The organism is Mucilaginibacter sp. FW306-07-L (assembly GCF_058782065.1).
The window spans coordinates 855,035-877,548 of the sequence record NZ_JBYSXI010000003.1; the positions used below are offsets into that span (position 1 = coordinate 855,035).

Below are 22,514 nucleotides of genomic sequence, written 5' to 3' on the forward strand. Positions count from 1 at the left end.
AAATACTTGTAATCAATTATTTAAGTCGTTAAATTTATCTTCAACTATTTAACCCTCAATCTTTTTCACATGCCAGATATCCAACCTGATACCCCCTTCGCGTCCCGCCTGGCGGTAAGTTTCTATGTTAACTGTGATGATGTGCAACTTTGCTGGAGAACGCTTGACGATTCCGGTATAGACGCACCGGTCGAAAATTGTGTCGGTTTTATGATTGAGCGGCAACGAAAGAAAGGGAATACCTGGCTTCCTTCCGAAATCCTCCGGAACCGGGTAGGGTTTGGGGTTAAGAAAATCAACAAGAACGATCCGAAAGAACTCACCCGGCCAAGCAATATCTGGCCTTTCCAACGTTATGACTGGACAGAGCACGGGGCAAATAATAATGAATTTGTGCGCTACAGGGTCTCAGCTGTCGGAAAAACAGCGACAACTATATTTGATGAAAGCGAACTCCCGGTGCTTTTGTCCTCCGCATGGACGGACGATATTACGGTAAGTGCTCAAGTCGATGAAGACACGGAGGTGTATTTTAACCGTGGAGCTATGATGTCCCAATATGTTGCCAGGATCGCGCGGGAAAAGAACTGGAGCGCAGTTGCGATAAAAGATCATGTCAAGGAACTTAAGGAACCATTGAGGATTTTTTTATCCGGTGAATTGCGAATTGCCATGGTCAAATTACTGGAAGAAGTGGCGGGCAACCCGTTCCTGAGCATTTATGCGGCGCTGTTTGAATTAGGCGACCCGGAACTGATCGCAAAACTTTCGGTGATCAGCGTACGCGCCAGTGTGATCCTGTCGGATGGTGCCAACACCAAAAAAGCGGAAGGGAAGCCTGTGGAATACTATGATGAAAACAAAGCTTCCCGTAAAACTTTACGTGATGCGGGCGTCCAGGTATTTGACCGGATCCTTGGTAAAGACGGATTAGGCCATAATAAGATCCTGATTGTAGTAGATAACCGCACAAATGAGCCCAAAACCGTTCTGACCGGGAGCACAAACTGGACCTCTAGTGGGTTATGTACACAACTTAATAATGCGATCGTCTTTAAAAAACGAGAAATCGTGCAGGTCTATTTAGATTATTGGAAGAAACTTAAACAGGCAGGTAATGGATTCAATACTGAACTGATGGACTTCAACAGTAACAAACCCCATGTTACCGGCAATGCCGCCGTTTGGTTCACACGCACAGAAAAGACACCTAAAAAAGAACTTCCACCGGATATCAAGTACATTAAATCGCTGATCGACCAGGCCCAAAGCTCTGTTTTGTACGTAATGTTCCAGCCAGGCAGCGAACCGTTGAGGTCCATCCTGCAGAAACGGGCAGATCCTAACATTTATATCCGCGGAGTGGTCAGCACCGTGATCAAATCCAATAAAGAACAGTTCGAAATATTGGATGAATCGATGGGTAAAACCTATAAAACAGACCTGATCCAACCGGACGGTATTGCACAGGATTTCTCCTATTGGGTAGAAGAGGTAACCAGAAAAGGTTTTATTCCCAAGGTGGGTTTTGCGATCACGCATACCAAGATGATCGTAATCGATGCCTTCGGACCTAACCCGGTGGTGATTACGGGTTCACATAATTTTTCGGGGGGTGCCAGTCAAAAGAATGATGAGAACTTTGTCGTGATTTCGGGTAACCAAAAACTTGCGGAACATTATGCCGTGGCCTGCATAGCCACTTATGGACATTACCGCTACCGTGGTTATGTGATGGATCAGCTTAGGGTTAAAAAGAAAGTATGGGACCACCTCGACATAGATCCTAAATGGCAAAATGAGCGGTTGACAAATCCGCGGACTTTAAATCATTTAAATTTCTGGTGTCTTACTCCCGCATAAAGACCTTCAAAAGCGATTCTCCTTGCTAATTTGGATCTGATGTTTTCTAATTGGTACATTTGATACAGATGAACAGCGACGTGGTCGATCAAATACCCCATTTATCTTTGTCACAGTTGGCAGGCGAAGTAGGCCGGACGGTGGAACAAGCTTTCCATAAAAAGTTGTTTTGGGTGATCGCCGACGTTGCGAATCACAGTTTTAAAGCGCAATCAAATCATCATTACTTTGATCTGGTAGAAAAAGACAAGGATACCTCGTCATTGGTTGCCAAAATCGCTACCCGTTCCTGGTCTGAAGGCAGCCGTTACATAGCAAGTTTTGAAGCAGAGACGGGTCAGCAGTTCACAAATAACCTTAATGTCCTGGTGCAGGCAAGCGTATCCTTTAACGCTGTATATGGCCTTCAACTAACGTTGATAAATATTGATCCTAACTTTACGTTAGGAGCATTGGAAAAAGAAAAACGTTCGACCTTAATAAAACTGGTCAGGGATAATGCGGCATTTATCCGCATGGAAAAGGATTCTTACGTCACGTTCAACCAGGAGTTACCCCTGCCGCTGGTAATCCAGCGCGTGGCGGTGATCTCATCAAGTACATCGGCCGGGCTGGAGGATTTCACGCATACATTGCAAAGCAATAATTACCACTACCAGTTTAGGATTGATCCGTACTATAGTGTTGTACAGGGCGAACTTAACGCACAGTATGTAGTAGACCAACTGATCGCGATCTATAATAGCGGAATAACCTATGACGTAGTTGTGGTGATCCGTGGCGGCGGTTCACAAACCGACTTGCTGTTATTCGAACAATATGCGATCGGGCGTGCCATCGCCCGGTTTCCAGTTCCGGTGATCACCGGTATAGGGCACCACAAAAATGAAACCGTCGCTGACCTGATGGCACATACTGCTTTAAAGACGCCAACCAAAGCCGGAGAGTTCATTGTTGCTCATAACAAATCGTTTGCTGATGAACTGGAGTCAATCGAAAAAAACATTATTATCCGTACCCAGCGCTTATTAGCCAAGCAGCATGCACTTTTGTCAACACTTAACCAGCAACTGACCAAATCAGTCAGCCAGTTCCTAAATGCTAAGCAACAACGCCTTCATCTCCGAGCGTCAGCATTCCTCCGAAAGCCGGGACTGATCCTGTATGAAAAGCAACGGGACATCGAAACACAACAAAGTAAGATCAAGCTTAGCAGCAGTTATTACCTGAAGGGCCAGCAAAGCAAACTTGAAAATTATACTTCCCTGATGAAGTTGATGTCACCGGAGAATGTCCTGAGGAAAGGCTTTGCTCTGGTGAAGCACCAGCAGAAGATCGTCAACAATGCGGAAGGCATTGACAAAAACAGCGAGATAGCCATTATTTTATCGAAGCATGAAATAACAGCTACTGTAACCAATAAAAAAGAATATGACGGAAACGACTTTAACATATGAGCAGGCTTATACAGAACTTGCTGAGATCGCAGAAGCCCTCGAATCAGAAACCATTACAGTAGATGAACTTGCTGAAAAGGTCAAAAGGGGCGCTGTCCTGATCAATTATTGTAAAGCTAAATTGCAATCGACGGAATCAGATGTCAACGCCATTATCGCGCAAATGGAGCCAAAGATTAAAGAATAAAAACCTGCAAATAGCGCTCTTAGGTGTTAAATAAAACAAGGAAATGGATCGAATCAACATTCATGCGTCATCGCAGGAAAGGAATAAAACTCCAACCGGATAAGAAGTCTATTCCAGGCGTACCCTGTCACTGTTACATGATCACATCCGAAGGCTGTTTTCAAGGATATTTATCAAAGCAAACGAATGGAAATTATAAGGCCATAGAAACATTATTTTATAAAATTGAAGAGATAAGCATGCTGGGTAAGCTTATCGACAAAGCAATTATTCTACATAAACCCGCTAGTAACAGATAATAAATGGTTATCTGTTGTTGATAACTACTTTCCCTTGTATCATTAATTTAGAGGGGTTAAAAATCTGAATTTTATAAAAGGCCATTAGTCAAGAGCACGTGTAAATGCAGAACAAAGTTGAAACAATCATTAAGACGAATGTCCGGCAAGCCGTTTTTAAATGACAAAGAGTGGCTTACATTATGATAATTGGGAATTAATCAAAATTAGCCAATAATGATAATCATGTAAAATAGTTATCGTTAGTTTCGATGATGTAATCGCCTTGGTAATTTAGGATAATAAAGAACTGCACCGAAATGATCCCAAATGATGGCCTGATTGTTTGCCCCATGCAAAATCTGACCGCTGACCTGAAAATGTTGAAAATCATTCAACCCTAAATGAAATATTTTTATATTGCACCTTAATTAATACCTTATCCATGAGAACACTTATCAAAAGATTGAACAATCCGGAAACAGGAGCTGAAACCGGCTGCATCCTGACTGCCATGCCGCCGTTCGGCGTTACGCCCGAAGCAAAGCAAAAACTGGTCGACGCATTACGGCATTATGCCGCAAGCGTTATTTATCCGAAAGAAGGATTAAATATTTACGCCAGTGTCCATGATGATACGCCGTCAATCGTGGTGATCCGGGACATCAATAACATTTCGGATAGCGAACAAGATCTGGACCTGGCTTTATAACCCAGCATATGCCACTTAAAACGCCACGTGAACAAAAGATCGACGAGTTTTGCGCTCAAGGTAAGCTGGAACCATATCGCACATTAGTCACCCGCGTATTGGATGACCTGCAGGCAGAAGGCGTGAATATCTCTGCACGTTATGATGTTGAGTTTTCTAATTTTGAAGCCTACGACAATAACCCTGAGCATATCCGCATCAGCCTCAAAAATGTGAAAGTGCCCCTAAACGTGTTATGGATTCTGTTTCATGAGTTCGGCCATTTTCAGTCACCGAAAATAAGGCCCGGAGATAACAAGGTCGCCAGGGAAGAACTCGCCTGGGAATTCGCAGAAAGAACGATGGCCAAATATCCGGAGCTTGCCTCAGAAAAAGAAAGTTATGAAGCCTGTAAAAAGTGGTGCCTGAATTCGTATTACCACAAATACGGTCTACCGGAAAATTAAGCGCCTTTAGATCCGAGCGGGGTCAAGCACGATCGAGCCGCCCCATTGGTCAATCACGGCGCCAACAGCTGAAAACACTTCTTTAAACAACAGTACCAGCACAAATACCTGGTCCTCTGCAACCTTGAAAAAAGTTAGGAGATCTGCTTGCCGGTATATGGTGAAATCCCCGCTATCCATCACCACACCTTTCTCCTGATCGATCGTTTTCAGCAAAAGAAATTTGCCCGGTTTATTACCTGCTTCTATAGCCGTGCCTTCAATCGTCCGGAACCTGCTAATGGTTTTTTCTGTTTTCCGGAACAGCTCCCGGCGGTTCGCCAGGTTCTCGTTCAACAGGTGAAGTGCGTTGCCCAGTTTGATCAGTGCGGCGACTTTATCATCATCAATTTGCTTGGCAAAGATCGGGTTATTAACGATGGCCTGAAAGCTATCCTGTAAACTTTCAGTGTTTTTGAATAATTGGAAGCCCATAAAGTCACCGGCACTCAATAGTTCCGATAATTCTTGTTCTGTTAGATCAACTAAATTAAAAAGGTCACGCGGCGTAATAAAACCCTTATAGCCGTAAAATAGCTTATACCCAAGATTAGCGATTGCCATCAAATGCTGATCGACCTGTAGTTTGATGTTCTCATAGATGACATCTTTGCTGTGCTGCTTATCCAAAACCGCCTGAAGTGATTTTTGAAGCGCGGCTGCTAGCAGGTTTCGCTCAGCGGCTTTCGGCCCGGCTTTACTGATCTTGTATTGCAGTGGCCGGCGGAAACGCAAATCAAATGGCAATTCTTCAGGCTGACCGTATTCCGTATTATAAACACAGATGATATTCTCCCAGCCAACGCATTTGGCTGCGTAACCAAGTTCCAAAAGTACATTCGGATTAGGTGTGCGCTTGCCTTCGGTATTGATCAGGCTAACGTCCGCAACAAAAACCTGGCATTTGTCTATCTTTTCAAAAAGCGTATTTACAATATCAGGGGTCCCGCTGCTGTGCTGGGTATCACGGTCGATCGCCACCTCGAGATGTACTTCCTGGCGGTTTATCCCCTTGATCGCCTTCTCAAGGCTGTCCTCAATAAACCCCCGGTTAGTATTACTGGCCAGATCAGACTGCCAAGAATAGAAGATCGTTTTTTTCATAATCAAATTTAATGAGCATTCAATTGCCGTCGTTCCTAATATTTGCGGTTATAGATACCAACCAGGGGAAAATCGGTTGCGGCGTCCTTCGTCAGTTCCTGTAACATCACATACCCAGTTCCGTACTCAATTCCCAATATTTCAAATTTAGCGTGCCGACGGAAAAGCACCTCCCGCTCAAACTCGTTATTCGTAAGTTTGGAAATATCCTTCCCAAAACTATCGGCAGTCAGTGTCTGGATTTTCCAGACGACGGGCGTATTATGGTAATCCTCCTGCGCAGTTGAAAGATAATAAGGAACTTCGAACTTTGCTCCTACATGTTGATGGAACCAGCTTCTAGTCTCTTCGTCATCGTTAGGTGGGATATCCATCCGGTAGACGATTTGATTATTGAATGAGGTAAGCTTACGAAGCACCTGATCTAAAGATTCCGCGAATGTTTGCTTGCAGCGGCTTGATAGTTCCTCACCGTTCCGAAGATCGCTGTTGATCCAGCTGGAGTGTGTACCGGTATAAGCTAAAATAAAGAAAGCTTCCTCTTTCGGAATGTCAAGTTCGCGCATGTAAGCAAGACGCAGGTCAAATTCATCGCTGCTGTTTTCAAAGGCCGCAAACCATGCTTTGAAGCCCTCATAGCTCCGGGCAAGTGTCAGCCCGTGGTGATTGCGCTCGCCATCGCATAACCGAAGTGTGTCTTCTAAACTTAAACTCATTCCTCAAAAGTGCGCAAAGAAATTAGGAACCGCGATTCAGTCAAATCCGGCTGAAAAATAAAAAAATCATAGATCAGTGAAAAATAAACACATAACACTGATTGTCAGGCGAATTACTTTTAATAAAGGCAAAATTTCCTGCGAATTATCCTTCAAAAACAGCTTTTTGCCTCCATTTTAGACCGTTTTTTCACGACGGGGATACTATAATTTATCTTAATGATGGGCGGTATAAATTTTTTTCGCCGCTTAGTGAAACTTCCGGCGCTGCCTGAGTACTATATGCGCAATTTAAGACCCGTCTTTCCGCGGGGGGTGAAGTACTTGACACCGCGCCAATCCTGTGCTATGCTGTCCAGGAAGCTCAAATCATTAACGTAACATAATATATAATGTATGGAGACCTTATTAAAATTATTGCCTTTTATCACCGTTGCCATCGGCCTGCTGACCGCCTTGCTCAACCTGAAAATTAATTTATTAAAAAACCATAAAAACAACGCCATGTCTGAAACTTCTTTCGCCCTGATCGCTATAGTAGTGGTCTGCCTGATCGTAATCGCCGCCATCTGCTACCTGGCTAAAAAGTGATGGCGGCAAATCAGGAAAGTAACGGTTTAACTAACCCTAAAAACTGCTTAATGACGTGGAATCGCGGTTTGAAATTACATCAATACACATAATCCCATATTATGATCGGTAGTATCAAAAATATTTCTCAGCAGAAAAGCCTACATTCATTTGCTCAAAGGGCGGAGGAAAAAGAGATTAATCCAAAGGAACTACAGAAAATGTACAGGCACGAAAGCATCTTAACGACAAATGCAATGCCAATCTAACTTTCCTTTAAAAAGGTGGACGAGGCGATCGACGCGGTGCTGGACTTTTGAGTTGAGAGAAAAGAATGGAATCTATTCGGACACCGCGATTACTTGACTTTTCGGTCGTCCTGTGATGTCGATGTAAATACTACTTCGTTGATTACGAATGTATTATCATCAATTGGCTCCCTTTTATACTCATTAATATCGGAGCCTGATCCGACCCGCCAAATATCTATATCAGGAAATTTGACTGATAGTAACATAGAGATAAACGTAAATGGTTTCGGACCAAGAGGCGCGATAATAATACTGTAATCTTCCCTAAGCAAGTAGTATAATGAGGTTAGCTGCCGCTCCAAGTAAAGCAGATCGTCGAATGGATATGTAATAATATTGGTATAATGATCTAATATATTTTTGTTATTTGCCTTGACCGTAGAAACAAATTTGGAATCTAGGGCAGGCTCTGTGTAAAAAACATAACAGATCTTTGGATCTAAGTGATCAATTATTCCCTCCGCCTTATTCTGCTCGTAGCCTAAACAGACAATTAAAGCTTTGGGCTTATTTGTCGGCACAACATATTTTCCCGGCAATGGGGCTATTTCTGTATTGTGCTTCGGCTTCTGGGGTGCAGAATATTTAGATGGTGTATAAAAAAACAATGCAATTACTTTCGATATCGCAAGATCTCTTTTGGTTAGGTACAGAATTATTGAATAATACCAAGATTTAGTCATACAGGAATAATCGACAACTATATTAATCTCGTCATTACCATATTTAGCAAATTCTAAATCGAGGATATCGTAAATTTCTACATGACTTTTAAGGTGAATTAACTCAATTGCACCTTTCTTTTTCTTTGTTAACGGTTTATAAGAAAACCCAATTGATTTGATAACTGTGTTACTATTTTGGATTTTGTTATGGGCACATAAAATCCTTTTTTCATGATTACAAGCAAATAGGAACAGTTGAATGGTCTTATTCTGTACTTCGCTTAATTGAATTTGTCGTCCGTATTCCAGTTTCATAATCTTAAAATAATGAAGTTTGTCCTGCCCGTTCAATCTGCAGCCCGCGCAAACATTCGCTCAACTTTATATCCGTGTATTTCCTAAGAGGGATATCATATAATGGAGCAAATAAATACGACAATTTTAGACGTTTACCCCGTAGTTCGAAATCAAACGACTGACCATCGCTGTCTACCAGAATAAGTGCGCCTTGCGCTATACCCTTTTCTAATAAATTTATAATCTCGCCTGACACCTGGTGATGATTTTCATCAACCACAAATGTCCCTTTAGGGTCAAGGTTAAAATTTGGCCCCAGAACCTGATATTTAAAAAACTGACCAACCCTTTCAATGATTTCCGTTAAAGGCGTGGAAATTGTTGCCCCCGTTGGGATATTTGCAATTACATTTTGGAAGCGTTTGGCCGCACTGATGATCTCATCATATTGCAATTTTTCAGACATTCCCCGCGTGGCAGCTTTTGATAAAATTGAAGTCACGATTGCTATTAACCAACGTGGATTACCGTCACAGATTTTTGTCAACACTTCTATTCCCGAATAAAGCTCACCCGTTTTCCTGCTACGATAGCCAGTTTTAAACTTGTTGCCATCCACTTTTCTATTTTCAGACAAATAGTAATTCCTGAAAGCAACAACTGGCTTAATCTTTCTGAATAAGACGTCTTTTTGATTATCGACCGGAATAGGTCGGCTAACGTCCACATTCTTATCAACCATAAACTCTCTAAAAGCATCGTCTTTTTTCAAAAGCTCGATCATCTCTTTATAAAATTCGCTGCCTTCGTTATAGCTATCCTGGCTTTTATTATAGATCTCGTTTGAACCAAAATAGGTTTTGACATCGCGAATGTTAAGTTTTCTGGCTAAATAAGATTCTATTATTTTTTTAGAAAAGTTGTCCGCCTCCGACGAACCCCACATTTTAATGAGGGACACATCGTTTCCGATTGTCGCGCTATATTCGTCGGATAACGATCTCGCTAGTGCTAAAGGAAGTATCGGACTAGAACTTAGTTTATAAAGTATATATTGGGTCCTGCTACGCAATGACCTAAATAACTTTTCCTGAAGCCATAATGGCGCGAATTCAAGTTCATCAAAACATAAAGCCCATTGCCTTTTGTTTTGCAAACCATATATCCTCTCAAAGATCGGTATTACATATTCTAACGAAGTTTCGAACGACAGATTGAAAAAATCAGGCGTAACAACCTCTTGATTTTTTTTATGGTTAAAGATTACATCCTGGATGAACTGGTTCACGAAATCAACCCTTTCATTTAAAGCTTCTTTAACATATTCAATCTTCGGAACCGTAGCGTTCAACTTCCAGGCCTTGATCAAAACCTTACATAACTCTAGCTCCTTTGCTTCGTCATCGCACTGAATGTCGATTTCCAAAATGTTTTTGAAAGTGTCGCACAGTGATGAAAATACATTACTTGTAACTGAGAACTGTGATATTCGTTCGGAAAAGTTACCAAACGATTCCAGCTCTGAACTGTATGTTTGGTTTTTAACATCCCAGTAAATGTCTGTCGAGATATAAACTGCATGAAATGGCAGACCCGTACGGATATCAGCAGCCCTTGCATGGTCCCAATGGTAAAGCGCAGGCAGCGTCAACATTTTCATTAATGTAGTTTTACCACACCCCCGTGCACCCAATATTACGGAATGGTCATTTTGGATCAGCTTTTCAAAACTGTTTGAAAAGATAAAGCTCTCGGCAACCTCGGATGGCTTTAAATGCCGCGCATTGTAAGTATTGTAGAAATTGTCAATCTCTTTCATAATATACGTGCTTCGGTTTTACGCCGATCTTCGATGTTAATAACATTTGTTCCGCCAACAATTGTGCCTCCAGCTCGTCCATTTTATCGGGTGTGAGGTAGCGAATTTCCGGAATATCTTCTACGACAGCGTCCCATTTCAGCATGCCAGTAGCTGACGCTTCTAGCTTTGTTTTAATCTTTTCTACGATTAATTTTAGATTATCTAAATATCCAAACCCCGCATAAGGGTAAAAGCCATCTTCACGGTCTTTTTTCCATCCGATTCTATTTTTGAAGGTAAGGGTTTCCAACATACCAGTGGCGGGTGTGTCTTCATCCTTAGTAATTTCAATCAAGTGGAAATAGTTAAACTTGTTGATCCAAGAAATCTGGTTTGTTGCGGAAAAACTACCTGACGAGAGTATTGGTATCTCAAATCCGTTTTCTGTGATATTATATCTCAGCCATGGATCATGTTTATGCCCGTGGATCAATAGGTCGTAGCGGTATGTTCCCAAAACATTTAAAAAAGCTTCACCGTTCTCGATGAAATCGTACTCGCCTAATTGTTGTCGGGCATGTTTGATAGGATGATGATGTACCAGTGCAATCTTGATTTTTTTCGGATCGTTGTGTTCCTTCAGATACTTCTCTATTTGTTCAATCTGCGCCGTGTCCATTTTGCCTTTAACAACCGGGTTGTCGATCGGGTTGTCCTTGTCAGAATGTGTATGAAAATGGGTGCTGTTGACTACGAGAATTTGAAAATCAGGTTCTTCGATGAATGCAAAACCGGTATCCCAAAACTGCGCAAGCCTTGTCTTATCCAGCGGGAAATCTTGGCTGATCTTTTTCGGTATATCGAAACTATAGTTTGAGTAGGTATGTCGTGAATCAATATCATGATTGCCAATAGTAGCAATTACCTCATCCGCCTTCAAGGCACGGGCGATTTCTTTTACATATGACCAACCTGAAAAAAAACCTTGCTTATGCGATTGGTGAGTAAAGTCGCCCGGGCTTAGTACCAAATCCACTTTGATCTTTTCATCTTCAATAATATCCAGCAAATTTTCTACCGGATGCTCGTTGGTGGGCAGTCGTAATTTATCACTGAATAAAAGCGTATTATTTTTCGCGTATTCCTTTTCCTCCGGGTGGCAATGCAGATCGCTAATTACAGCTATTTTAAGTTTCTTTATCGCCATATTACCTGCAGATATTTGAGATAACTAATTCATTATACATCCGCCTAGTCTTGTTTCTGCCGCCGACCTGGCTATTCCGTGACAACTTTTTCATCGTGCCGATATTTTTATAAAGTTCGGCTATCGATGTATGGCTGGCATTAGTTAGAATAAAGTATGCGCCCAAATCCATCAGATTTTCAATTAAACGCCTTAATCTTTCCTGATCCTCCCAGGCGAAGAGATGTTGATTATATTCAATAAAACCATTGTTTTCGTGTGCAACTGTATAGGGTGGATCCAAGAAGACGAGGTCTCCAGCTTTCACGTCCTGAATGCAGCATTCGAACCCTTGTGTCCGAAGATGCACGCCCTGTAGACGATCACTGACATTCAGTAACAATTGTTCCGTCACATAGTCTACTTTTGCACGGTTACCATACGGTACATTGTACAGGCCGTTACTGTTCACCCTATAAATACCGTTAAAAGAAGTCCGATTCAGATAGATAAAACGCGCCGCGCGTTCATGTGCGCAATCGAGGCTCAAACTTCTAACATGGTAGTAGTCTTCTTTAGTATTTTTAAAAGATTTCAAACTATGAATCACCTCATTTGGGTTATCTCGTAACTGCAAATAAGCGTTCGTTAAATCTTCGTTGGAGTCTGAAAGAAAAAATTGTTTCCCGCTTGAAACTTTATTCATCAAATGAAAAAATACTGCTCCAGCACCTAAAAAAGGCTCATGATAGTCGCCAAATTCTTCCGGCAAAAAATCTTTTATATGGCTTTTTGTGAACCATCGCTTAGATCCTGTCCAGCGCAGGAAGGGTATTACAGATCTATTTTCTACTTCAGGCTCCATTTAAAAACGAATATAGAACTTTTAAAATGGCCCAATCCCCCCCCGCCATAAATTAGTAGACAAGCTGTCCGAGCGAGGGATTAGAAGTGATTTTTGTGATAATAAATTCAAATCGAAAAGATTTAGACGCTGAATTTACAACAAAAAGGGCTTTCAATTATCATTGTTAACTTTTTTATCAATAGCAAAGATTCTCGTCAGGTAAACAGTGGCTCTTGCTAAGTCCCCCAACATAAGTTAAATGCGCAAAGCGTAATGGTCATTTTTGCAGGTCGACATTAATGTTTTTTTCAATTTCACGGATGTCGTTTTTGATTTCTTCCAATAAGTTTGGGTAGTCGTTCAGCGAACTGCGCAGATCAATCTGTGGTTTTAATTTTAAAACGCCGTCAAACTTGCCATACACATTTACCGCACCGTGTGCTGCACCTGATCTGACCTGGTAGTCCAACGAGATCACAGTGGGGGCTATCGTATAGAGCGGTGACCCGTCCGAGTTATATTGTCGTTCCCTTATCGCAGCTAGTTCTGCATTTATCCTTTCGATGATGTCGCTTCTGTTTTTCATTTCATGTTATGATTTCTTGCCGTACTTTCTGAAAGCGACTACGAATTGGAAAATGATGTAACCAACAAATAGTTTAGTGACATAGTCCAGTGTTAGCGATAAGGCATTCAGGCCACCGTGCTTTTCTTTTAGAAAGTCGATCTTGTGCGTCAGGTCTATAAAAGAAAAATAGTAACCGATCAGGTCCGGATCAAATTTCGTCGGTTGAAACAGCAAACCTGCGCACAGGAGATAAAGCAGGTAGCCAGGTATGGTGATTCGCAGAAACCAGATAAACGGTTTTCTGATCGATAAACCATGATCGTTGGACACGCGGTTTGTCCACAAAATAAACTTATCCCCGCCGCCAATGGTGGTGATCTTATGCAGCGCCATCTGCGATATCGCTTGCAGCTTAAGGGCTTCATAGATATTGCCTGTAGCCTCTAAAGCCTTTTTCAACTGTAGGAAGATCTCGTATTGGTCCTTGTGGTGATTAGCTGTTTGTTTTTCCGGGTAGTGTATATTTTCTATCGGCAAAAATTTTTCATAGGCTGCGTAGTCCTCGGGAAAGCTGCAGGAAGTGAAAATGGCATTCGAGAATTTGGATCTATAGAACGATAACCGGTCAAACTCACCAAAGTAAACGTTGTCAAACCATACCTTGTCCAGGTTACAACGGTGGATGCCAATCTTCGTTTCTTCATTATGCGGCTTCCTGGGATCGATGTTATAAAAACTTGCCCCGTCCTTGGGGGAAAATTCAGACAGGTACCAATTTCCGACGTGCACATTTTCGATCGTCACCTTGCCGCCCGGGTTGCCGACCAGCGCCAGCGAGTGCAGACTGACATTTTCGATTTGTGTATTTTTGTCCGTTTCGTCCGTAGGGAACTCGATATGGATGGAAACTTTCAATAAAGCGTCTTCTTCATTTGAAAGCTTGTACCCGAATTTATATTCCGGCAAAGTATTATTGGGAAACCGGTAAAAACCCGGCTTGTCTGTATCCTTTCTTGATGACCGAATAAGCACTTGCCCGATATTGTGTAATTGATAACGCTCTTCCTCCATTAAAAATGATTTCAGATCTTTAATGTTCAGCTGGTAAAATAGCTGCTTCCACCAATACGGGAAGATATTTTCAGTCGTGTAGGATAGCTCGACTTTCTGGAGATTTAATAAGGTTATTCCATATTTTAACAGACAATTGTTTAGACTTACCACCATCAATTCGGGTGCACTAATTCTCCCCGCGAATACACAGGCATGTAAGCGCAGGGATATGTTTTTTGACTTGATATTTTCAACTTTCAGGTTCATGACAAAGCAATTTTGAAAGCTGAGGGAAACTTCCTCAAAATCGATATCGTCGTCATTTTCAATAAAAAGATCGGGAAAAAAGCAAAATTGAAAAGATACCGCCATTTGACCGGGAACGACCGCCACACCCTTAAAATCGGCCGCACGTAGTTTGATCGTCACCGGCTCTTTGAAGAACTGGGCATTGATCGGCACGTATGGTTGCGGATGGATGATCCTCATGATAGGTTATTAATTAGGTAATCACGCCGTCTGAAAAAAGCGTGTTAAAGGCTTTGTTTAAAATTACTGCTTTTTTGGAAAACAAGCAATTTTACTTGTATGCATCTTCCCGATAGCCAATATAAATTTACTTCGCGCAGGTTTTTTGACCACCAAATGTGCCTTCGCCGGATCCCCCAAGCAGCCGTTCCTAACCATTTCAATGATATCCTCCACATCTTGTTTGATCTGCAAGTAATTGCGCTGGATGGCGCCCGTGTTGATCATGCTCAGCATCGGCAGCTCCACATAAGCGGCGATCTCTTTTTCAGGGCCTTATGGTCATTCTGGATTACGCAGTCAAAGGCTTTCAGTTAGAAAAATTCGACATAATTGAATTCCCATTTTATTTATTTATAAAACCAACAAAGGATAACTGAACATTATCTCTTATCGTTATCTATACGAAACTCCATCTGTAACTATATATGAGAGACTTCAAAGAAAGTCTATATTCTAACAATTAAAGTTCTTTCTAAGTAATGCGTTAAGGATTGAAGTGTAAAGCCCACAGCGTAGCGAGGACTTGCAGCGGAAAGCCTGGCCGCAGGCAACGCCAGATTAAAAGGTTAAAAGATCTTTAGCTTCTAAATTAAAAGCTGTAGCAATTTTCAACAAAGTGGAGATACGAATGTCGACCCGCCCCTTTTCAATATTAATTAGTTGATGATGCTCAATGTCTGCTATTTTAGCTAATTCGCGCACACCATAATTGAGAGCAATCCTCTTTCTTTCAATCTCTTGACCCAATAATACTTTGAAATTCTGTTGTTTCATAGACATTATGGGAATATCAATCATGTTTTTAAAAAAAGTGGTACATTATTTTGTACCATAGGTATTTTTTATCTACTTTTATTAAAATAATAGATAGAAACATTTATTAGCGTTTAATTACTTTTGCGATAGACTTCAAAATATTGATGCATCGTACTTAAAATCTCGCTTTAGAAACCTAGGAAATTTCAAAGGGAAACGAGACAATAAGTTACAGTGCTCGCGCCATAGGCGTGGGCCTGGCTTATTCGTTTCCAGGCTTCCTAGGGCCTCTAAAGCGGTAAGTTGGGTACCACGCCTTGCTTTTTTTAATCACAGCGTGTTCCCAGCAAAATTTATTGCTAGGTATGGCCAAAGTCAGAACACTCAATTCCTCAACACTCATTACCCCGGAGCAGGCGCTGGAGCGGATCTTCAGCAGCATTACCTCTGAAGAAGTGAAAGCGGAATTAAAAAAATGGCATGCCTTTGGCCTTACCGGAAACGGCCGCGACCTGCATAAGCTCCCTCCGGAGCAACTCGGCCTTTTCATCCGCAAACTCCAGGATCTTTCGCTCGCGCTATATGCCCAACAACAAGAAGTTCAGAAAGGAGAAGACCATGAACCATAACAAACTCCATCCCTGGTTCTTTGTCCTATGTCCGCCTGATTAAGTCATAGGATCACGGCAACCGATCCAGTTAATAGTTGATTTTCGGTTGCCGTTTTCTTCACCGATCCTTAACTTCTAAACAAAACCACCATGAAAAAATTGATACGCTTTCGTATCGTGGCCATGCTTTGCCTTTTTTTCCGGCAGATCCGACAGGGCAGGACCGGTAAAATGCGGGTCTTCTACCTGCGCAGGGAGGACAGGCGGTTCCAAGGCGCATTGTCGACCTTCTTCCAACACCATCCACCGGAACTGTTCCGTTATTTCACCCTGGTCATTTTCCAATGCTGGGCGATCAACGATTGCAAGTTCAAGGCAGAAATCCCGGACGAAGACTTTGCGACATTCCTGGACCAGCTTAATGATTTTATCGCTTCGGCGCACCGCTTTCACCAGCGGCAGCTAAACAGCTTTAACCTCGATTTTAAAGATGCAGCAAACCCAAAATAAAGACAAATCCATTAACACCAACGGCTGACCATTCTGAACGAACGGTAAAGCCTTAATTATTTAAAAAAAATGAAAAAATTAACGATACTGATCGTAGCGGTACTCCTTTGCCTCAATTTTCCGTCACGGGCACAGGACAAAACATCCTTTCAGGTTCCCGAGATCGGCCAACAGGTTCCGGATGTAACGATCACTAACCTCTCCAATTACCCAACCCCCACGGCCAGGCTGAGCGATTTCCGGGGCAAGCTCCTGATCATTGATTTCTGGGCAACGTGGTGTTCACCCTGTATCGCGATGATCCCTAAGATGGATTCGTTACAGCAACAGTTTGGCAGTCAAATACAATTCCTTTCCGTGAGCGACCAGCCAACAGCCCTGGTGACCGGGTTTATGAAAAAGCTGGAAGACAGCCGCAAAGTCCGTTATGCCGTACCGCAGGTGAGCAATGATACGGTCCTTTCCAAACTCTTTCCACATCGTTTCCTCCCGCATTATGTATGGATAGACCAGGATGGCAAATTAAGGGCGATCACGGAATTTCAGGCAGTTAATGCGGCAACAATCAAACAATTGCTGCTCAGGAAAGCACCGGACATCGTTATAAAGCAAGATGCGCCGATGATCCCGTATAATGATTCGGTCCCTTTACTGGTTAACGGAAACGGCGGCGACGGTACGGACCTGATATACCATTCCGTATTGACCAACTATAAAGCCGGCCTGCCTCTTCAGATGCTGATACAGCCGGAAAAGGACGGCGCTTTGCGCATTCTCTGTAAAAATCTCAACCCGCTCCAGCTTTTTGCGGTGGCACATTCTGACAAAGGAAGAGATTTCCTTACCTACCTGGACAGTATCAAACTGCAGGTACGGGATACCAGCAAGTTAACCTCCTATGCCGTTGGTATGGAATACGATCATTGGCTGGCCAACGGTCACGGATTCTGTTACGAATTAAAAGTACCGGCGGCCATGAGAAAAATGGCATTTGGTATAATGCGTGAAGAAATCGGCCGTTTCTTTCCGGACTATGTCCCAAGCCTCATCGCCAGGGAGGAGCAATGTTTTGTATTGAAAAGTACAGGGCAAAACGGCAAACTCAAAACAAAGGGTGGTACGACGATGATGACCGTAGATCAGTTCGGGACATCCATTCGTAACCAACCTTTACGTTACTGGGTGGCAAGCGTGAATGCCCATGGGTTATTGAAACTGCCTTTGGTCAACGCAACGGGGTTCACCGGAAACATAGACCTGACCCTCAAAAATGGGTTCAATGACCTCAAACTACTAAATGATGAATTGAGGGCCTATGGGCTGGAAATAGCACCCGGCACGCAAAAGGTCAATCAGCTCGTTATCAGCGACCGTCCACCCTTAAACCCTAACTAAATCACTTATGAAAAAAACAATCACCCTTATCCTATGCTGTATCGCTGGTTTTACAGCCTTTGCCCAAAACACAATCAGCGGAAAAGTGCTGTCCGTTACTGATAACAGCCCTCTGGCCGGGGCGACGGTCAGGATCAGAAATACCAGTATAGCGACCCAAACTTTAGAAGACGGCTATTTTACGCTGAGTGCCGGTGGCAAGGTCGTCTTAGAGATCAGCTATACCGGTTTTGTTGCACAGGAAATTTCCGTCTCTACACCATTGGACCACCAGTTGCTGATCAAACTACAATTGACCGCGAACCAGTTACAGGAAGTTGTCGTTTCGACCGGTTACCAGGAATTACCCAGGGAGCGGGCAACCGGTTCCTTTGCAATGGTGGACAAACAGTTATTGAACCGGAGCGTCAGTACCGATGTGCTGAGCAGGCTTGCCGACGTGGTCCCGGGCCTTACCTTCAACAAGGTTGGGACGCGGGCAGCCGAGCAATCTGCGATCTCCATCCGAGGGCAAAGCACGATCTTTGCCAGGACCTCGCCCTTGATCGTGATCGACAATTATCCCTATGAAGGAGATGTCAATAACATCAATCCGAACGATGTGGAAAGCGTGACGGTACTGAAAGACGCGGCGGCAGCTTCCATCTGGGGTAGCCGTGCGGGAAACGGCGTGATCGTGATCACGACGAAAAAAGGGCGTTATAACGAGGATACCAAAGTTTCCTTTAACAGTAACGTGACCATCGCGGCCAGGCCCGACCTTTTTTACACCCCGGTCATGTCCACGGCTGATTTTATAGCAACAGAACGCTCCCTTTTTGCCAAAGACTATTATAATAACCAGGAGAACAGCAGCAATAAAATCGCCCTTACACCGGTTGTCGAATTACTGATCGCTGCCCGTGATCAGAAGATCAGCGCGGCAGCGGCCGAAAAGCAGATCGCCCTACTGAACCAGGCGGACAGCCGCAAAGATGTCAGCCGTTACCTGTACCGGAACGCTGTGAACCAGCAATATAATTTAAACCTGAGCGGCGGCGGCAGCCATCAAAAGTTTTACATTTCTGCCGGCTATGATGAGAACCGCGCGGCAGCTGTTGGCAACGGGTACCAGCGATTATCCCTTGATGCGCAAAACACGTACACGCTGCTCAATAAGCGGCTAACGATCGGGACCGGTATTTTTACGACCTTTAGCAGGACACCTCAAAACGCGCTGCCGGTCACTTCCCTGAATTATGCCACCGGTAAGTCGCTTTATCCCTATGCCAGGCTGGCCGATGATCAGGGCAACCCCTTGGCCATTACCCATACCTATCGAAACAGCCTGCTTTCAACTGCGCAGGGACAAGGCCTGCTGAACTGGCAATTTGTGCCGCTTCATGAATTGCGGTCGGCAGATCAGCAATCAACATCAGCTGATCACCGATATAATATTGATATAAAATACCAGGTCATCCCCGGATTAAATGCCAGTATCCTCTATCAGTATAACCGGACGACGAATAACTACCGGAACGACCAAAGCACCGAAACGTGGTATACACGTGACCAGATCAACAGGCTGACAACGGTCAACCCTGACGGATCATTGAACCGTCCGGTTCCGCTCGGTAGCATACTGGATATGCGGAACACGGTATCCAATACCCATAACGTCCGCACCCAGTTAAGCTATGACCGCGGCTGGGGCGAAAATCACCAACTAAATCTCATCGGCGGGGCAGAGTTGCGTGATATCCACAGTACGGGCAACAGTACCCGTTTTTACGGTTATGATGAAGAACATGCCGCCAGTCAGCCGGTCGATTATATCAGTGCGTTTGGCTCCTATCTTTTCCCATCTACGCGCAGTAACAAGGTGCAGAACAACGATGGCCTTTCCGACCTGACAAACAGGTTTATATCCTACTATGCTAACGCAGGCTATACTTATAAAAGCCGCTATATCCTGTCGGCCAGTGCCCGACTGGACCAAAGCAACCTTTTCGGGGTATCGACCAATCAAAAAGGCGTGCCCCTGTATTCCGGGGGCTTCAGCTGGAAGCTTTCCGAAGAAGGTTTTTATAAGGTCGGCTGGCTGCCAACGTTGCAACTCCGTATTACGCACGGCAGTACCGGCAATATCGACAACACGCTTTCTGCCTATACGACGGCCCTCTATTATGCTGCCTCCAGTTCATTTTTAGGATTGCCTTATGCGGTGATCCAAAATCCGCCCAACCCGTCACTCCGCTGGGAACGAATCAATATTTCCAATTTTGCACTGGATTTCAGTGCTTTTAAGGACAGGTTATCCGGTTCATTGGAATACTATGTTAAAAACGGAACAGACCTGATCGGGAATGCACCCCTTGCTCCGCAGACCGGTCTGGCCCAATTCCGGGGTAATACAGCCGGTATCAAAGGGAGCGGCGTAGACATCACCTTAAACAGTAAGAACACCATCGGGCAGCTGCAATGGTCAACTACCTTATTGTTCTCCCGGAACACGGAAAAGGTCACCAAGTATGAACTGGCCTCCTCCAATGCAGCACGCGATTACCTGACCGGTGCTTATAGTATCGTGCCGGCGATAGGGAAACCACTTTACGGGATCTACAGTTACGCCTCGGCGGGGCTTGACCCGTTGACAGGTGACCCGCAGGGATACCTGAATGGCGCTGTCAGTAAGGATTATGCAGCTATCATTAATGGTGCTACGCTGGACAATGTGACCTATAATGGTCCTGCCCGTCCAACTGTTTATGGTGCCCTGCGCAATACATTCCGCTACAGGCAGTTTTCCTTATCAGCCAATATCAGTTACCGACTGGGCTATTATACCCGCAGGTCATCTGTACAATATAATACGGTGCTGTCCGGGCTTGGCGGTCATGGGGATTATGCACAGCGCTGGCAAAACCCCGGTGACGAATTGCACACCCAGGTCCCGTCACTACCTTCTGCCGTCAACAACAACCGGGATAACTTTTATACGTATTCCGCCGTTCTGGTTCAAAAAGCGGATAACATCCGCCTGCAGGATATCAGCATGAGTTACGACCTCAGCGGAAAAGCATTAAAAAACCTTCCATTTAAAGGATTGCACCTGTATGCCTATGCCAATAACATCGGCATCCTGTGGAAGGCCGCCAACAACAAACTGGACCCGGACGCCGTGAACGGTGACCTGTTACCCCTGTCCAGAACCATTGCCTTAGGACTTAAAGCAGACTTTTAAACACAACATCATGAAAAAATATTTGATCATCATTACGGCTATCCTGTGGCTAAGCACAAGCTGTACCAAAGAGTACCTGGACAAAAGGAATGACAAATCCCTGCTGGTTCCGACCAGCCCGGATGATTTCCAGCGGCTATTGGATGCGACATTTAATTCGAACCTGAACACGGTTGCAGGATTGAACGAGATCGCGTCCGATAACTTCAGTGCAGATGACGCAACCCTGCTTTCGCTGGACGCGACGGAAAGGAATGCCTATCTCTGGGAAAAAGACATATATCAGGGCGCTACGGTCAATGACTGGAACTATTTATATAACGCCGTTTTTGTTTGTAACGTCGTGCTGGATGGCTTGGAAAAACTCCATGACGACGCTAACTCACAGGTCGACCAACTCAAAGGTACGGCCCTGTACTACCGGGCGAACGCCTATTTCTCCTTAGCGCAGCAATTCGCGGAACCGTATGATGCGGCGACAGCTGCGCAGACGAAAGGTATCCCCATCAGGAACACCGCTAACGTTAACGAGATCAGCGGCCGGGGTACACTGCAGGCAACGTATGAGCAGGTTGTGCGCGATTTCCGATCTGCCAGTTTGTTGCTGGGCGAAACCACTACCGTTAAGACACGCCCGACCAAAGCTGCCGCGCTTGCGATGCTGGGCAGGGTATTTTTGATCATGGGCGACTACCCGCAAGCGTTGAGTTCCGCTTCAGCGGCATTAAGCGGCTCGGCCAGGCTGATCAATTATAATGACCTGGCACCATCAGGATACGACAGCCCCTTTCCGTTTATCCTGCCAAATGGGAATGATGAGGTGTTGTGTTATGAGAACCTGGTTGGTTATTCCTTTTTCGTGGAACCTGGTGTCTTCGTCAGCGGCGAACTGTTAAACACCTATGCAGAACATGACCTTCGAAAAACCTGCTTTTTTGCAGACCAGGGTAACGGCGGCTATAACTATGTCGGTTCCTATACCGGTGATTTCAGCACTTTATTCGGAGGCCCCGCAACGGACGAACTTTTCCTGATCCGTGCAGAATGCTATGCCAGGCGGGGAAACACGGCAGATGCCTTAAAGGAACTTAACGGATTACTGGTAACCAGGTGGGAAACCGGAACCTTTCAACCTTATGCCGCTCCCGATGAAGCAACCGCGTTGGCTCTTGTTTTACAGGAAAGAAGGAAAGAGCTGGTCGGGCGCGGGTTGCGCTGGTCTGATCTGCGACGGTTGAACAAGGAGGATAAGTTTAAGAAAACCTTGAACAGGCTCTATGACGGAGTGACGGTCACTTTAGCACCAGATGACAAGCGTTATACTTTCCCGATCCCGGATGAAGAGATACGGAGAAGCGGGATCGAACAGAACGACAGATAGCCAAATA

The 22,514-nt window shown here is 44.2% G+C and carries 20 protein-coding genes; 11 read left to right on the plus strand and 9 right to left on the minus strand.

Annotated features, from left to right (window positions below; all coding sequences use genetic code 11):
- The first annotated feature begins 69 nt into the window (after positions 1-69).
- From AC3WJC_RS19000 to AC3WJC_RS19020, 5 genes are all read left to right on the plus strand, one after another.
- Positions 70-1,863, plus strand: a complete 1,794-nt coding sequence (locus tag AC3WJC_RS19000; RefSeq protein WP_492400698.1) for a phospholipase D-like domain-containing protein — start codon at positions 70-72, stop codon at positions 1,861-1,863.
- 107 nt (positions 1,864-1,970) lie between these two features.
- The gene (gene xseA, locus AC3WJC_RS19005) at positions 1,971-3,320 is read left to right on the plus strand and encodes an exodeoxyribonuclease VII large subunit (RefSeq protein WP_492400699.1); all 1,350 of its coding nucleotides are present in this window, start codon (positions 1,971-1,973) and stop codon (positions 3,318-3,320) included.
- Positions 3,295-3,507: an exodeoxyribonuclease VII small subunit gene (gene xseB, locus AC3WJC_RS19010; protein WP_492400700.1), complete on the plus strand. Its 213-nt coding sequence runs from the start codon at positions 3,295-3,297 to the stop codon at positions 3,505-3,507. Before xseA ends, xseB begins: the two co-directional genes overlap by 26 nt.
- 723 nt (positions 3,508-4,230) lie before the next feature.
- Positions 4,231-4,497, plus strand: a complete 267-nt coding sequence (locus AC3WJC_RS19015; protein ID WP_492400701.1) for a hypothetical protein — start codon at positions 4,231-4,233, stop codon at positions 4,495-4,497.
- A gap of 8 nt (positions 4,498-4,505) precedes the next feature.
- A complete protein-coding gene (locus AC3WJC_RS19020; RefSeq protein WP_492400702.1) occupies positions 4,506-4,943 on the plus strand; it encodes a hypothetical protein in 438 nt (145 codons plus the stop codon).
- Between the two features lie 6 nt (positions 4,944-4,949).
- Here AC3WJC_RS19020 and AC3WJC_RS19025 read toward each other — a convergent pair whose 3' ends face one another.
- Complete coding sequence (locus AC3WJC_RS19025) at positions 4,950-6,086, minus strand: hypothetical protein (RefSeq protein WP_492400703.1); 1,137 nt, start codon at positions 6,084-6,086, stop codon at positions 4,950-4,952.
- 35 nt (positions 6,087-6,121) lie between these two features.
- Complete coding sequence (locus AC3WJC_RS19030) at positions 6,122-6,802, minus strand: ADP-ribosyltransferase (RefSeq protein WP_492400704.1); 681 nt, start codon at positions 6,800-6,802, stop codon at positions 6,122-6,124.
- A gap of 396 nt (positions 6,803-7,198) precedes the next feature.
- On the opposite strand from AC3WJC_RS19030, the gene AC3WJC_RS19035 reads away from it, so the two are divergent.
- Positions 7,199-7,393, plus strand: a complete 195-nt coding sequence (locus tag AC3WJC_RS19035; RefSeq protein ID WP_492400705.1) for a hypothetical protein — start codon at positions 7,199-7,201, stop codon at positions 7,391-7,393.
- Between the two features lie 337 nt (positions 7,394-7,730).
- Here AC3WJC_RS19035 and AC3WJC_RS19040 read toward each other — a convergent pair whose 3' ends face one another.
- From AC3WJC_RS19040 to AC3WJC_RS19070, 7 genes are all read right to left on the minus strand, one after another.
- A complete protein-coding gene (locus AC3WJC_RS19040) occupies positions 7,731-8,663 on the minus strand; it encodes a hypothetical protein (protein ID WP_492400706.1) in 933 nt (310 codons plus the stop codon).
- A 4-nt stretch (positions 8,664-8,667) separates the two neighbouring features.
- A complete protein-coding gene (locus AC3WJC_RS19045) occupies positions 8,668-10,464 on the minus strand; it encodes an ORC-CDC6 family AAA ATPase (RefSeq protein ID WP_492400707.1) in 1,797 nt (598 codons plus the stop codon).
- A complete protein-coding gene (locus tag AC3WJC_RS19050; protein WP_492400708.1) occupies positions 10,451-11,653 on the minus strand; it encodes a metallophosphoesterase family protein in 1,203 nt (400 codons plus the stop codon). Before AC3WJC_RS19050 ends, AC3WJC_RS19045 begins: the two co-directional genes overlap by 14 nt.
- A gap of 1 nt (position 11,654) precedes the next feature.
- Positions 11,655-12,497 (minus strand): DNA adenine methylase, encoded by an 843-nt coding sequence (locus tag AC3WJC_RS19055; protein ID WP_492400709.1) that lies wholly within the window; start codon positions 12,495-12,497, stop codon positions 11,655-11,657.
- 259 nt (positions 12,498-12,756) lie between these two features.
- On the minus strand, positions 12,757-13,065 hold the full coding sequence (locus AC3WJC_RS19060) for a hypothetical protein (RefSeq protein ID WP_492400710.1): 309 nt from the start codon (positions 13,063-13,065) through the stop codon (positions 12,757-12,759).
- A 6-nt stretch (positions 13,066-13,071) separates the two neighbouring features.
- Positions 13,072-14,589 (minus strand): hypothetical protein, encoded by a 1,518-nt coding sequence (locus tag AC3WJC_RS19065; RefSeq protein WP_492400711.1) that lies wholly within the window; start codon positions 14,587-14,589, stop codon positions 13,072-13,074.
- A gap of 600 nt (positions 14,590-15,189) precedes the next feature.
- Positions 15,190-15,405, minus strand: a complete 216-nt coding sequence (locus AC3WJC_RS19070) for a helix-turn-helix domain-containing protein (RefSeq protein ID WP_492400712.1) — start codon at positions 15,403-15,405, stop codon at positions 15,190-15,192.
- 347 nt (positions 15,406-15,752) lie between these two features.
- Here AC3WJC_RS19070 and AC3WJC_RS19075 point away from each other — a divergent pair, with 347 nt between their 5' ends.
- The 5 genes from AC3WJC_RS19075 (at position 15,753) to AC3WJC_RS19095 (ending at position 22,507) form a co-directional block, all read left to right on the plus strand.
- Entirely contained in the window at positions 15,753-16,016 is a 264-nt protein-coding gene (locus AC3WJC_RS19075; protein WP_492400713.1) for a hypothetical protein, read from the plus strand.
- 132 nt (positions 16,017-16,148) lie between these two features.
- The gene (locus tag AC3WJC_RS19080; protein WP_492400714.1) at positions 16,149-16,508 is read left to right on the plus strand and encodes a hypothetical protein; all 360 of its coding nucleotides are present in this window, start codon (positions 16,149-16,151) and stop codon (positions 16,506-16,508) included.
- Between the two features lie 69 nt (positions 16,509-16,577).
- Positions 16,578-17,903, plus strand: coding sequence for a TlpA family protein disulfide reductase (locus tag AC3WJC_RS19085; protein WP_492400715.1), 1,326 nt, complete (start codon positions 16,578-16,580; stop codon positions 17,901-17,903).
- 7 nt (positions 17,904-17,910) lie between these two features.
- Entirely contained in the window at positions 17,911-21,126 is a 3,216-nt protein-coding gene (locus tag AC3WJC_RS19090; RefSeq protein ID WP_492400716.1) for a SusC/RagA family TonB-linked outer membrane protein, read from the plus strand.
- Positions 21,127-21,136: 10 nt separating this feature from the next.
- Positions 21,137-22,507, plus strand: a complete 1,371-nt coding sequence (locus AC3WJC_RS19095) for a RagB/SusD family nutrient uptake outer membrane protein (RefSeq protein WP_492400717.1) — start codon at positions 21,137-21,139, stop codon at positions 22,505-22,507.
- The last annotated feature ends 7 nt before the right edge of the window (positions 22,508-22,514 follow it).